Source organism: Thiohalocapsa sp. (assembly GCF_022340605.1).
GTDB lineage: Bacteria > Pseudomonadota > Gammaproteobacteria > Chromatiales > Chromatiaceae > Thiohalocapsa.
On sequence record NZ_JAJDNQ010000094.1, the window covers coordinates 44,268 to 56,150 of the forward strand.

Below are 11,883 nucleotides of genomic sequence, written 5' to 3' on the forward strand. Positions count from 1 at the left end.
GGCGCGTTGGACGGCGGAATCGGAAACCACGCGCGGGCGGCGCACCGGCGGCCGCCCGCTCATCGCCGGCGGCCGCCGAATCCCCCTCACACGTCCAGCATCAGCTTCCGCGGCTTGCGCATGCCGGCGATCTTGCAGGCCTGCTGGCCGTAGCCGCGCGGGAACAGCCGATACAGGTAGCGGCGGGTGGCGCGCTCGGGACCCCAGTGCTCGCGCAGGTGGGCGAGCAGGACGCGCGCCTCGGGCACGCTGTAGTTGCGCTCGTAATAGTCGCGAACCCAATGGATCACTTCCTCGCGCTCGGGGGTGAGCTCGAGGTCGCTCTCGTCGGCGAGCAGCGGGATCAGCTCCGGCGTCCATACGCGCGCGTCGAGCAGGAAGCCCTCCTCGTCGCGGGCGAGGGCGTCGAGACGGGGCGGCAGGGTGGTTTGTGCGGGCACGCTTTGCATCTGTATGACCTCCTCGATTCTGATGGATCGAGAATAGGTGGCACTTAAGATGCACACAAACGATATTTATTCGCGGTAAATATCGAGAAATGCGATATTAAGGTGGTTCGGCGGCACCTTAGTCGGTGCCGCGTTTTGAGCTCCGTTCGTCGCGGCGGGGACGGTGGCGGGAACGCTGCTCCCACGCACGGCGACGCCTGTGTGGGAGCGCCGTCCTCGGCGCGACCCGCGCGTCTGTGCGGGTCCATCGCGGCGGGGACGCCGCTCCCACAGTGGAGGTCCCGATGGACATCGAGCAGGCTCGCACCTTTCTCGCCATTGCCGCCCACGGCAGCTTCGTTGCCGCCGCCGAGCGGCTGCACGTCACCCAGTCCACGGTCAGCGCGCGCATCCGCCAACTGGAGGCGGACCTGGGCGCGCGGCTGTTCGTGCGCAACCGCGCTGGTGCGAGCCTCACCCAGTCCGGGCGGCGCTTCCTGCGGCACGCCAAGACGCTGGTGCTCACCGTCGAGCAGGCGCACCACGACCTGGGGCTTTCGGGGCGCTACCAGGCGACGATTCGTATCGGGGCGCGCATTGCGCTCTGGGACGGCTTTCTGCCGCGCTGGGTAGGCTGGCTGCGGCGCACCGAGCCGGACGTGGCGGTGCAGAGCGAGATCGGCTTCGAGGAGGATCTGATGCGGCGCATGCAGCAGGGCACGCTGGACGTCGCGCTGATGTACACGCCGACCCACGCGCCGGAGCTGGTCGTCGAGCACCTGTTCGACGAGACCCTGGTGATGGTGAGCACCAGTCCGGACACCCGCTGGCCCGGCGACGACTACATCTTTGTGGACTGGGGGCCCGGCTTCTATGCCTGGCAGCAGGAGAACTGGCCGGACTTGGGGCGCCCGCCGCGGACGGTCAACATCGGCTGGCTCGCGGTGCAACTGATGCTGGAGCCGGGCGGGGCGGGCGGCGGCGCCTGCTTCCTGCCACGGCGCATGGCGGAGCCCCTGGTTGCGGCGGGCCGGCTGTTCCGCGTGGCCGACGCCCCGGAGCGCGCCCACCCCGCCTATATGTTGTTCCCGCGCCGGATCGACGACGACATCCTGCCGCGGGCGCTGGAGGGGCTGCGCCAATTGGTCCGCAGCCCCGGCGCGGGAAATGCGGCCGATGGCGCCTAGTCCGACAGGTAGTAATCGACCGTCGACACGACCCGCACCTTCTTGATGTAGGGCGTGTTGCTGTCGCGGTCTTCGATGGAGAACTGGCCCTGGCTGGCGCGGCGAATCTTGCCCAGGTGGCTGTCGGAGTCCGCGGCGAACTTGTCCGCCACCTCGCGGGCGTTGCGGGTCGCCGCCTCGATCATGCCGGGCTTCAGATCGTTGAGGTGCGTGAACAGGAACTGCGCCCCAGCCCCCATGTCCTCGCCGCTGATGGCGATCCCTTCCTTGCCCAGGTCCACCAGGTGAGTCATCGCCTTGCGCACCTGCTCGACGTTCTGGGTGTAGACGGTGATGGTGGAGGTGGCCGCGTAGCGGAACGGGATCTGCGAGGGGTTGCCGTAGCCCTGTGCCTGGCGGTCCACCATCGACGGCGGCGCGACGCTGATCTCCTGCTCCGAGAAGCCCTGCTTGGCGAGGAACTTCAGCACCAGGGCATTGTGCCGCTGCACGGTGTCGTAGAGCGGCACCAGGTCGTTGTCGGCGTCGGTGAAGCGGATGGGCCAGATGGCGATGTCAGCCGGCACCTCGCGCTCGGCGAGGCCCTTGACGGTGACGCTGCGCTCCAGGCCCTTGACCTCCAGCGCACCGCGCGTGGCCCAGTAGCCGAGGCCGATCAGGCCGGCGCAGACGAAGGCGCCCAAGACGAAAGCGGGCAGGAAGGCGGCGGCGATGCCGCGGGATTGGCTCATGGCGATGTCACCTCGATCTCGAGTGTTGCGATGTCGGGCGCGGTTATGGCCCTCGCCGCAGGCCTTGCGGTAAGCGAGCAGCATGGCGGGAGCCGCGGACTGAATCTGCATTTGCCCATGCGAGCGGCGTCCCCGCCGCGATCGGCATCTAGCCGGCCCCGCGCAGCATTTCCGCCGCATGGGCGCGGGTGGTGGCGGTGATCTCGGTGCCGCCGAGCATGCGGGCGATCTCATCGACACGGGCGTCATTGGCCAGCGGTGCGATCTCGGTGTAGGTCTGGCCGTCGATGGCCTGCTTCTGCACCTTGAGCTGCTGGTGGGCCTGCGCCGCGACTTGCGGCAGGTGGGTGACGCAGAGCACCTGGCGCGCGTCGCCCAGGCGGCGAAGCAGCCGGCCGACGATCTCGGCGACGCCGCCGCCGATGCCCACGTCCACTTCGTCGAACACCAGGGTCGGGATGCGCCCGAGCTCCGCCGTCGCCACCTGGATGGCCAGGCTGATGCGCGAGAGCTCGCCGCCGGAGGCGATCTTGGCCAGCGGCTGCAAGGGCTGGCCCGGGTTCGCGCTCACCTGGAAGGCCATGGCGTCGAGCCCGCTCGCACCCACCTGCTCGTCGGCGCCGGTCTCGACGGCGACGGCGAAGTGCCCGCCGCCCATGCCCAGCTCCTGCATTGCGGCCGTGACGGTGTCGCCAAGGCGCGCCGCGGCGGCGTGGCGGGCCTCGCTCAGCGCTCGCGCGGCCTCGAGCAGGGCCATGAAGGCCGCGGCGCGGTCTGCCTCCAGGGTGCCGAGGGTCTGGTCGTCCTGCTCCAGCGCGGCCAGCTCCGCGGCGCGCTCGGCCAGCGTGTCCATGAGCTGCTCGGGCAGGATGCGATACTTGCGCCCCAGGTCGTGGATGCGGGCGAGGCGCTCTTCGACCTCGGCGAGCCGGCCCGGGTCCATGTCGAGGTCATCGAGGTACTGCCGCAGGTTGCTGGCGGCCTCTTCCACCTGCACCGTGGCGCCGTCGACGAGCTCGCGGGTCTCGGTGAGCCGGGGATCGATGCCGGCGAGGCCGGCGAGCTCCGAGCCGGCGTGGCCGAGCTGGTCGCGCAGCGCGCCTTCGCCGTCGTAGAGCAGCTCCAGCAGGGCCGCGGTGGTGCCCTGGAGGTTGCCGAGGTTGGCGAGCCGGCGCTGCTCGACGTCCAGTTCGTCGAGCTCGCCGTCGGCGAGGTTCAGCTCGGTGAGCTCCTGCACCTGGAAGCGCAGCATGTCCATACGCTCGGCGCGCTGCTCGCGGGCGGCGGTGAGCTCGCGGAAGCGGGTATCCAGCTCCCGCCAGCGCCGGTGCAGCTCGGCGACCCGCGCGGCCTGCGGCTGCTGGCCGCCATAGGCATCGAGCAGCGCCCGCTGCGCCGCCGGGCGCAGCAGCGACTGGTGCGCGTGCTGGCCGTGGATGTCCACCAGCAGGTCGCCCAGCGCCTTGAGCTGCGCGCCACTCGCCGGGCGGCCGTTGATAAAGGCCCGCGCGCGGCCCTCGCGCGCCAGCACGCGGCGGATCACGCACTCGTCGCCGTCGTCCAGCACCTGCTCGGCGAGCCAGTCCCGCGCCTCCGGGCATCGGCCGAGGTCGAAGCCGGCGGTCACCTCGGCACGCTCGCAGCCGCCGCGGATCATGCTCGGGTCGGCCTTCTCGCCGAGGGTGAGGCCAAGGGCGTCGATCAGGATGGACTTGCCGGCGCCGGTCTCGCCCGTGAGTGCGGTCATGCCGGCGGTCAGCTCCAGCTCCAGATGGCTTACGATGACGAGGTCGCGGATCGCGATGTGGGTGAGCATGGCGCTGATACGGCCTCAGCAGACCCGGCCCGGGCGCCCGTGGCTGCCCCAGCCGAGCTTGGCGCGCAGGATGCTGTAGTGGTCGTAGCCGCGCGGGTGCAGCAGCTTCAACCGGTGCTTGCTGCGGCGGATGTGGATGGCGCGGCCCTCCGCCAGCGGCAGGTTGGTCTGGCCATCGCAGGTGAGGCGCACCAGCTCGTGCTCGTAGTCGCGGATGCGAAGCTCGACGTGGCTGTCGCCGCCGACCACCAGCGGGCGGTTGCTGAGCGTGTGCGGGCAGATGGGCACCATCAGCAGCGCGTCCAGCGCCGGGTGCACGAGCGGCCCGCCGCCGGACAGCGCGTAGGCCGTGGAGCCGGTGGGCGTGGAGACGATGACGCCGTCCGAGCGCTGGGCGTTGACGAACTGCCCGTCGATGTAGGTCTCCAGCTCGATCATCCTGACGCTGTTCCACTTGTGCACGACGACATCGTTGACGGCGCGGCCCTCGACGCCGTCGCTGCTCACCTCCAGCATGGCCCGCGCATCGGCGCGGTACTCACCGGCGAGGATCTGATCCAGCCGCTGCTCCAGGTGGTCCGGCGAGATGTCCACCAGGAAGCCGAGCCGGCCCAGGTTGATGCCGAGCAGTGGCACGTCCGCCGGCGCCAGCTCGCGGGCGGTATGCAACAGCGTACCGTCGCCACCGACGACGATGATCAGGTCGCAGGCAGCGCCCAGCCCGGCGAGGTCCAGGGTCGCCGCGGCCACCTCGTCGGCGGCCGGCGCAGCGTGGGCGCCGGCGCTGGCGCTGGCGCCGGCGGTGATAGCCATGGCCGCCTGCGGGTCGAAGCGGATCGCCACGCCGCATTGGCGCAGGTGCGCCGTCAGCCGGGCGACGGTGCCGGCCAGTTGCGGATCCTGGTGCTGCTTGCCGACGATGCCGGCGACTCGGAACTCACTCATGTGCGCTGTCGCTCTGGCGTCCGAATGAGAGACTGATCATCACGTCTGTGGCGCCACGCTGCGCGACGGTAGCATGCGCCCGCAGCCGCGCCAACAACCGCTGAGCGAGGCCGGGCCGGGCCAGGCCGTCGGCCGGTGGCTCGCGACCTGGCGGCGGGAAGTGCCCGTATCGGCCGGGAGTTGCGCCGGCGGTTGACAGCGGCGGTGCCGCGCCCTAGATTGGCGCTGCTTAGCACTCGCCGCATCTGAGTGCTAATCTTGCGCCCACGCTCGCGAATCCCAATGCCGGCCGGTTATCGCCCAAGCCATGGCCTCAGGCCATGAACCTAGGCCATGACCCAGGCCGCGGCCCGGCCGGCGCGAGACCTAACCTCTGATGTACGCATGATGTACGCAGTCCGATGGCCAACAGCAGTCACACGCGCTCCGGCGACACCCAGGTCTCGCTGCCCGGCGGCGGGCAGATCAGCGAGCGCGCGCTGCATTTCCTGAAGGCGCTCATCGAGCGCTACATCCGCGACGGCCAGCCCGTGGGCTCGCGCACCCTGGCCCGGGATGCGGGGCTCGACCTGAGTCCGGCGACGGTGCGCAACGTGATGTCGGACCTGGAAGAGCTGGGCCTGGTGGCCTCGCCGCACACCTCCGCGGGGCGGGTGCCGACGGCGTCCGGCTACCGGTTGTTCGTGGACAGCCTGCTCACCGTGTCGCCCATGGACAACTCGCTGCTGGAGGAGATGCGCTCGGGCTTCGCGCCGGGGGCCGAGTCGAAGGTGCTCATCGAGTCCGCCTCGCGCCTGCTCTCCGGCGTCACGCACCTGGCTGGCGTCGTGATGGTGCCGCGCCACGAGCGCGAGGTGTTCCATCAGATCGAGTTCCTGAAGCTCTCCGACACCCGCGTGCTGGCCATCCTGGTGACCGCCGACGGCGAGGTGCACAACCGTATCATCCATACCGATCAGGAGTGCTCGGCGGCGCACCTGCAACAGGCGTCCAACTACCTGACCGGGCTGTTTTCCGGTCTCGACATGCGCGAGGTGCGCCGGCGCCTGCTGGACGACCTCAAGCAGACGCACCGGCGCATGGACGAAATCATGATGCGCGCCATGCAGATGGCGCAGCGGGTGGTGGAGGGGGCCGAGCACCAGGACGACCTGCTCATCGCCGGCCAGACCAACCTCATGGAATTCGAGGAGTTGGCGAACATGGAACGCTTGAAGTCGCTGTTCCATGCCTTCACCGAAAAGCGACAGATTCTGGATCTGCTGGACCGCTGCATCGAGGCCGACGGCGTGCAGATCTTCATCGGCCAGGAGTCCGGCTTCGAGCTCCTGGACGATTGCAGCCTGGTGACCACCACCTACCGCGTCGAGGACCAGATTCTTGGCGTGCTCGGCGTCATCGGGCCGACGCGGATGGACTACCGGCGGGTCATCCCGGTGGTGGATGTCACCGCCAGGCTGTTGGCCGCGGCGCTGCGCCAGCATTAGCGCGGCCAGCGTTGACACAGAAGGTTTCTCGGCGCACCGGTGACGGGTGGTGCGCCTCGTTCCGGCGCCGGGCGCTCGCGCAGTGCCCGGCCAACATGGACATCAGCCAACGCTCCGGGGAAGACGCCGACGCTAGGCCATCCCGGCCGGCATCGGGGCGAGAGGCGCCCTTGAACGAACGCTTGGGCGAGGGCTACTTTGCCGCCCCCGCTATGCCGAGCTGTCAAGCCCTTGTGCGCGTGAAAGCGGCGGTCATCCCGCCCCGCACGGCCAACGCCGAATGCGCGGCGTTTACCGTGGAGCGCTAGGCCAACTGAGTCAGTCCTCACTGATTTAGTCCCTACTGAGAGAGTCCCCACTGAGGCAGTCCCTGGAGACGCGACCATGAATCAGGAGCCAGATCACCGACAAGACACCGACATCGAGACCGCCGCAGCCGCAGAACAGCGGGGCGCGGACGCCCAGCCGGGGCAGCAGTCATCCGCTGCACCGGCGGCCAAACAGGCGGGCGCCAGCGAGGCGGGCGACGTCGAGGGCACGCCGGGCGAGGCCGCCGCTACGCTGGAGCCGGACCCGACCCATCTCACCATGCTGCTGGAAGACGCCCGCTCCAAGGCCGACAAGGCGCATGATCAGCTTCTGCGTACTCGCGCGGAAATGGAGAACATGAGCCGCCGCCAGGCGAAGGAGTTGGAGAACGCGCACAAGTTCGCGCTGGAGGGTTTCATCAAAGAGCTGTTGCAGGTGCGCGACAGCCTGGAGCTGGGCCATGCGGCGGCGCAGGAGCCGGACGCCGACGTGGCGAAGCTGCGCGAGGGCACCGAGCTGACCCTCAAGCTGCTCGGCGACGTGATGGGCAAGTTCGGCGTCGAGCGCATCGATCCGGAGGGCCAGCCCTTCAACCCGGAATTTCACCAGGCCATGTCCATGCAGCCGTGCGCGGACCTGCCGCCCAACACGGTCACCAACGTGATCCAGAGCGGCTACCTGTTGAACGGCCGCTTGGTGCGCCCGGCACTAGTGATGGTCTCGGCACAGGCCTGAGGCCGACCTCGGTGAGGAGGCACCCTCTCGAGACATTTGCGGGCCGCCGGCGCACTCGGGAGACCGACACGCACGCCGGCGCTGATGCGGCTCGCGGCGCTCGGCACCGGCCCGGCTCGCGGCCCGCAGTAGGCTTGAGAACTTCAAGGTTTTGCCCAACCTCCCCGGCAGTTTCTGTCGCCCCTTGGACTTTCGCCGGGGCAAACGCAGATTGACAACGAATCAGATCGGAGAAAGACCATGGGAAAGATCATCGGCATCGACCTCGGCACCACCAACTCCTGCGTCGCCGTCATGGAGGGTGACAAGCCGAAGGTCATCGAGAACGCCGAGGGTGATCGCACCACGCCCAGCATCGTCGCCTATACCGGCGACGGCGAGGTCCTCGTGGGCCAGTCAGCCAAGCGGCAGGCGGTCACCAACCCGAAGAACACGCTCTTCGCCATCAAGCGCCTGATCGGCCGCCGCTACGAAGACCACGTCGTGGCCAAGGACAAGGACATGGTGCCCTACACCATCGTCAAGGCCGACAACGGCGACGCCTGGGTGGAGGTCAACGGCAAGAAGATGGCCCCGCCGGAGGTCTCGGCGAAGGTGCTTCAGAAGATGAAGAAGACCGCCGAGGACTACCTCGGCGAGACCGTCTCCGAGGCGGTCATCACCGTGCCGGCCTACTTCAACGACTCCCAGCGCCAGGCCACCAAGGACGCCGGCCGCATCGCCGGACTAGAGGTCAAGCGCATCATCAACGAGCCGACCGCCGCGGCGCTCGCCTATGGCATGGACAAGAGGCGCGGCGACCAGAAGATCGCCGTCTACGACCTCGGTGGCGGCACCTTCGACATCTCCATCATCGAGATCGCCGAGATCGAGGGCGAGCACCAGTTCGAGGTGCTGTCCACCAACGGCGACACCTTCCTCGGTGGTGAGGACTTCGATCTGCGCATCATCGACTACCTGGTAGAGATCTTCAAAAAGGAGCAGGGCTTCGACCTGCGCAACGACCCGCTCGCGCTGCAGCGCCTGAAAGAGGCCGCCGAGAAGGCCAAGATCGAGCTCTCCGCGAGCCAGCAGACCGACATCAATCTGCCGTACATCACCGCGGACCAGACCGGGCCCAAGCACCTCAACGTAAAGCTCACCCGGGCGAAGCTGGAGTCGCTGGTGGAAGACCTCATCGAGCGCACCATCGCGCCCTGCCGCACCGCGCTCAAGGACGCGGGCGTCGGCGCCGGCGAGATCAACGAGGTCATCCTGGTGGGCGGCCAGACGCGCATGCCCAAGGTGCAGCAGAAGGTCGAGGAGTTCTTCGGCAAGGCGCCGCGCAAGGACGTGAACCCGGACGAGGCCGTGGCCATCGGCGCGGCCATCCAGGGTGGCGTGCTCGGCGGCGAGGTCAAGGACGTGTTGCTGCTGGACGTGACCCCGCTGTCGCTGGGCATCGAGACCCTGGGCGGCGTCATGACCAAGCTCATCGACAAGAACACCACCATCCCCACCAGCGCACAGCAGGTGTTCTCCACCGCCGACGACAACCAGACCGCGGTGACGGTGCACGTCCTCCAGGGCGAGCGTGAGCGCGCCATGGACAACAAGTCCCTCGGGCGCTTCGACCTCGCCGATATCCCGCCGGCACCGCGCGGCGTGCCGCAGATCGAGGTCAAGTTCGACATCGATGCCAACGGCATCCTCAACGTGTCCGCCAAGGACAAGGCCACCGGCAAGGAGCAGTCCATCGTCATCAAGGCCAGCTCCGGTCTCTCCGACGACGAGATCGATCGCATGGTGAAGGATGCCGAGGCGCACGCCGAGGAGGACCGCAAGTTCCACGAGCTGGTGGCGGCCCGCAATCAGGCGGACACCATGATCCACGCCACCCGCAAGTCCATCGAGCAACTCGGCGACGACAAGCTCGAGCCCGGCGAGAAGGACCGCATCGAGTCCACCATCAAGGACCTCGAAGAGGCCATGAAGGGCGAGGACAAGGGCCGCATCGAGTCCCTCACCAAAGAGCTCGGTGACGCCTCCGGCAAGATGGCCGAGCGGCTCTACGCGCAGGGCCAGGCGGGCGCCGGTGCCGGTGCTGCCGGCAGCGCCGGCGCGGGTGCCGGTGCCGAGTCCGGCAGCGGCGCCGGTGCGGCAGACGACGTGGTGGACGCCGAGTTCGAAGAGGTGAAGGACGACAAGAAGTAATCGTCCCGGCCGTCGCATGATGTAATGAAAGGCGCGTGGGTTTCGATCCACGCGCCGCTTCGTTTAGGCCCCGCCGGAAGTGTGCGGTTGGATTAGTGGCCGCAGGGCTGTAGGGTGGCTAAGCGAAGAGACCGTGAAAGTGTTGCTCGCCATGCCGAAATCGAGCGGATCGCAGGTCGGGTTAGCGCAGCGTAACCCGACCTGCAGCGAATATTTTCACAGCCTCGAAGCGCATCCACCGTCCGGCGCCTGCGAAGCCATTGCGCTCGACGCGATTTCGACCGATTGCACGCCCATCCGAGCCGTTACTGAACGCCGCCCACCCCCGCAAGATCACCCAGTCCCCAGACCACGCCGATGCCCCGCGATTACTACGAAGTCCTTGGCCTGAGCCGCAACGCCAGCGAGCAGGACATCAAGAAGGCCTTCCGCCGGTTGGCGATGAAATACCATCCGGACCGCAACCCGGATGACGCCGACGCACTCGCCAAGTTCAAGGAGGCCAAAGAGGCCCACGATGTACTCACCGACGCGCGCAAGCGCTCCGCCTACGACCAGTTCGGCCACGCCGGCGTCAGCGGGCAGGGCGGCTTCGGTGGCGGTCCCGAAGGCTTCGGTGCCGGCGCCTTCTCCGATATTTTCGGCGACGTCTTCGGCGACATCTTCGGCGCCCGGGCCGGCGGTCGGCGCACTCACCGCGGCACCGACCTGCGCTATGAGCTGTCTCTGACCTTGGAAGAGGCCGTCGCCGGCAAGGACGTCAGCATCAAGATCCCCACCACCGTCGAGTGCCACCACTGCGGCGGCAGCGGTGCCAAGCCCGGCACCAAGCCCAAGGAATGCCCCACCTGCCACGGCCACGGCCAGGTGCGCATGCAGCAGGGCTTCTTCTCCATCCAGCAGACCTGCCCGGCCTGCCGCGGCACCGGCACGGTCATCGAGGAGCCCTGCAAGCACTGCCGGGGCAGCGGCCGGCTGCGCGAGGAGAAGACCCTCAACGTCAAGGTGCCGGCCGGCGTGGACACCGGCGATCGCATTCGCCTCGCCGGTGAGGGCGAGGTCGGCGAGCACGGCGGCCCGCCCGGCGACCTCTACGTGCAGGTGACGGTGCAGGAGCACCCCATCTTCACCCGCGAGGAGAGTCACCTCTTCTGCGAGGTGCCCATCAGCTTCGGCACCGCGGCCTTGGGCGGCGAGCTGGAAGTGCCCACGCTCACCGGCAAGGTCATGCTCAAGGTCCCGCCCGGCACACAGACCGGCAAGATGTTCCGCATGCGCGGCAAGGGTGTGAAGCCCGTGCGCGGCGGCCCCGTCGGCGACCTCATCTGCCGCGTCATCGTCGAGACCCCGGTCAACCTCACCGACCGCCAGAAGGAACTGGTACGCGAGCTGGACGCAAGCCTCAGCTCCGACGGCAAGCACCACAGCCCCAACGCCACCGGCTGGCTCGACGGCGTCAAGAGCTTCTTCGAGAAAATGGGCCTCTGACAAGGCGCAGCTCCATCTGCCAAGGCGCAGCTCCATCTGCGCCTTATGCCCGAAACGGACCGCCGGCATCCTGCCGGCCCGCTGGGAGCGCCGGCATCCTGCCGGCCCGCTGGGAACGCCGGCATCCTGCCGGCCCGCTGGGAACGCCGGCATCTTGCCGGCCACTGGGAACGCCGGCATCTTGCCGGCCACTGGGAACGCCGGCATCTTGCCGGCCCACCGGGACTAAGAGCCGTCTCGCCCCCATCTCCAACACAACAACACCACCCCGACACCGCAGCTCAGAACCAGCAACCAATACCAACAGACACCGACCACTCCACCCTCGCCGCGGCCGTCACCATCCGTACCGGCGCGGGCAACTCCGCCGCTCCGCATCGTGGGCCCACAAGCCGATCACGGCGCCTCTCCCGATCTCTAGCAAGCCTGCGTAGGTCGGGCCGCCAAAGGGGACCCGACCATCAGGCCGTGAGGTCGAGCGCCGCGCCGGGCTTCGCGCCTTAGCCCGACCAATGACGGATTCCTGCCCAATCTCTCCGCCTCAGCGTTCGGCGTTGGCGGTTC

At 68.6% G+C, this 11,883-nt stretch carries 9 protein-coding genes; 5 read left to right on the top strand and 4 right to left on the bottom strand.

Annotated elements, in window-relative coordinates; translation table 11 throughout:
• Positions 1 to 86 precede the first annotated feature (86 nt).
• On the bottom strand, positions 87 to 449 hold the full coding sequence (locus LJE69_RS12825; RefSeq protein ID WP_296925626.1) for a TusE/DsrC/DsvC family sulfur relay protein: 363 nt from the start codon (positions 447 to 449) through the stop codon (positions 87 to 89).
• A gap of 284 nt (positions 450 to 733) precedes the next feature.
• Here LJE69_RS12825 and LJE69_RS12830 point away from each other — a divergent pair, with 284 nt between their 5' ends.
• The gene (locus LJE69_RS12830) at positions 734 to 1,615 is read left to right on the top strand and encodes a LysR family transcriptional regulator (RefSeq protein ID WP_296925628.1); all 882 of its coding nucleotides are present in this window, start codon (positions 734 to 736) and stop codon (positions 1,613 to 1,615) included.
• Here the strand turns inward: LJE69_RS12830 and LJE69_RS12835 are convergent.
• The 3 genes from LJE69_RS12835 to LJE69_RS12845 all read right to left on the bottom strand — a co-directional run bounded on the left by LJE69_RS12835 (position 1,612) and on the right by LJE69_RS12845 (position 5,107).
• A complete protein-coding gene (locus LJE69_RS12835) occupies positions 1,612 to 2,346 on the bottom strand; it encodes an SIMPL domain-containing protein (RefSeq protein ID WP_296925630.1) in 735 nt (244 codons plus the stop codon). The two genes, LJE69_RS12830 and LJE69_RS12835, sit on opposite strands and share 4 nt — an antisense overlap.
• A gap of 148 nt (positions 2,347 to 2,494) precedes the next feature.
• On the bottom strand, positions 2,495 to 4,162 hold the full coding sequence (gene recN / locus LJE69_RS12840; protein ID WP_296925631.1) for a DNA repair protein RecN: 1,668 nt from the start codon (positions 4,160 to 4,162) through the stop codon (positions 2,495 to 2,497).
• Between the two features lie 15 nt (positions 4,163 to 4,177).
• Positions 4,178 to 5,107: an NAD(+) kinase gene (locus tag LJE69_RS12845; RefSeq protein ID WP_296925633.1), complete on the bottom strand. Its 930-nt coding sequence runs from the start codon at positions 5,105 to 5,107 to the stop codon at positions 4,178 to 4,180.
• A 401-nt stretch (positions 5,108 to 5,508) separates the two neighbouring features.
• On the opposite strand from LJE69_RS12845, the gene hrcA reads away from it, so the two are divergent.
• The 4 genes from hrcA to dnaJ all read left to right on the top strand — a co-directional run bounded on the left by hrcA (position 5,509) and on the right by dnaJ (position 11,319).
• Positions 5,509 to 6,594 carry a heat-inducible transcriptional repressor HrcA gene (hrcA, locus tag LJE69_RS12850; protein ID WP_296925635.1) on the top strand — a complete coding sequence of 362 codons (1,086 nt, stop codon included), beginning with the start codon at positions 5,509 to 5,511 and terminating at the stop codon, positions 6,592 to 6,594.
• A gap of 384 nt (positions 6,595 to 6,978) precedes the next feature.
• Entirely contained in the window at positions 6,979 to 7,638 is a 660-nt protein-coding gene (gene grpE, locus LJE69_RS12855; RefSeq protein WP_296925637.1) for a nucleotide exchange factor GrpE, read from the top strand.
• Positions 7,639 to 7,848: 210 nt separating this feature from the next.
• On the top strand, positions 7,849 to 9,831 hold the full coding sequence (gene dnaK, locus LJE69_RS12860; protein ID WP_296925670.1) for a molecular chaperone DnaK: 1,983 nt from the start codon (positions 7,849 to 7,851) through the stop codon (positions 9,829 to 9,831).
• Positions 9,832 to 10,188: 357 nt separating this feature from the next.
• On the top strand, positions 10,189 to 11,319 hold the full coding sequence (gene dnaJ / locus LJE69_RS12865; protein WP_296925638.1) for a molecular chaperone DnaJ: 1,131 nt from the start codon (positions 10,189 to 10,191) through the stop codon (positions 11,317 to 11,319).
• Positions 11,320 to 11,883: the final 564 nt, after the last annotated feature.